Source organism: Streptomyces cahuitamycinicus (assembly GCF_002891435.1).
GTDB classification, from domain to species: domain Bacteria; phylum Actinomycetota; class Actinomycetes; order Streptomycetales; family Streptomycetaceae; genus Streptomyces; species Streptomyces cahuitamycinicus.
The window spans coordinates 1-1,343 of record NZ_POUC01000835.1 but is presented as its reverse complement, the minus strand read 5'-3'; the positions used below and the strand labels follow the sequence as shown (position 1 = coordinate 1,343).

Below are 1,343 nucleotides of genomic sequence, written 5' to 3'. Positions count from 1 at the left end.
GAGCGGGACGCGGTCCGGGCCCGCCGGGGTGGACGGCCCGGCGGTCTGCGGTGGTTCGGGGGCAGTCGGGGCCGGCCCCTCCGGGCCGGGGGCCGCCGCCCCGACCACGGGAGCCTCGGGAGCGGTCGGCCGACCGGTCTCGGGCTCGCCGGACGGAGGCTCCAACTGCCCGGCCAGCCAGAGCAGTTCGGCGATCTCCCGCGGGGTCGGCGCGGCGCCCGCCGCCGACAGGGCCGCCTGCAGCCGGGCGACCGGGGACGGCGCGGGTGCGGCCTCAGAAGCCATCGCCGTCGGCCGCCGCGCTGAGGTACGGCATCAACTGCTCGGCGAGGTCGTCGCGGGACTCGGCGTCCAGGCCCGCCACTCCCGTGAGGTAGAGGGCGTTCAGCAACTGGTCGGTGGCCAGTTCGCCGCCGGAGGCCCGCTCCAGGAAGCGGGTGATCAGACGGTCCGCGTCCCCGTTCGGCGTGGCCAGATGGGCCCGGACGATATGGGTGAGCTGGTCCCGGCCGGGGCGGCGCAGCTTCAGCCGGACGCAGCGGCGCAGGAAGGCGGGCGGGAACTCGCGCTCACCGTTGCTGGTCAGCACCACGAACGGAAAGGCCCGGCAGCGGACCCGGCCGCGGCGGACGGCCACCGGGGTGTCCGTGCCGTCGGCGAGCACCTCGGCCGCGCCGTCGCCGGAGTGCCGGGCGGCACGCACCAGTTCCGGGATCTCGTACTGGCCCTCCTCCAGGACGTTCAGCAGGTCGTTCGGCAGGTCGAGGTCGCTCTTGTCGATCTCGTCGACGAGCAGGGCGCGGGGCCGGTCGTAGGGGAGCAGGGCCGTGCCGAGCGGGCCGAGACGCAGGTGGTCCTCGACACCGCCCCGCTCCTCCCGCGCCGCGTACAGCCGGGACAGCGGGTCGTACTGGTAGAGGCCGTCGGCCAGTGAGCTGCGGCTGGTGATGTTCCAGCGCAGCACCGGGCCGAGCCGCAGCTCGCGCGCCACCGCGTAGGCGAGGGACGACTTGCCGGTGCCGGGCGGGCCGGTGACGAGCAGGGGGCGGCGCAGGCAGAGCGCGGCGTTGACGAGCCGGACGCTCTCCTCGGTGGCGACGTACGACTTCGCCCGGTGCACGCGGTCGGGGGAGACGGCCGTCGCGTCGTCGCCGTCGTGCGGCGGCGGCAGGGCCGGCCCGCCGTCGAAGGCGCGCCAGGGCGGCGGGGCGGGCAGGTCGTCGATGCCGTCGTGCGGCTCGTTCCGGCCGGTGTAGACGGACCAGTGCGGCATGAGGAGTGGTCTCGCTCTCCGTTTTCGTGCGGGTGCTTCTCGGGGGAGGTGGCAGGCGGCGGGGCAGGCG

Annotated in this window: 1 protein-coding gene and 1 pseudogene; both read right to left on the bottom strand. The window is 75.9% G+C overall.

Annotated elements, in window-relative coordinates; genetic code table 11:
- Positions 1 to 285, bottom strand: a pseudogene (locus C1J00_RS44915) (response regulator); the annotation flags it as partial.
- Positions 275 to 1,273, bottom strand: coding sequence for an AAA family ATPase (locus tag C1J00_RS43280; protein WP_102914220.1), 999 nt, complete (start codon positions 1,271 to 1,273; stop codon positions 275 to 277). The gene C1J00_RS43280 and the pseudogene C1J00_RS44915, both read right to left, overlap by 11 nt.
- Between the last annotated feature and the right edge of the window lie 70 nt (positions 1,274 to 1,343).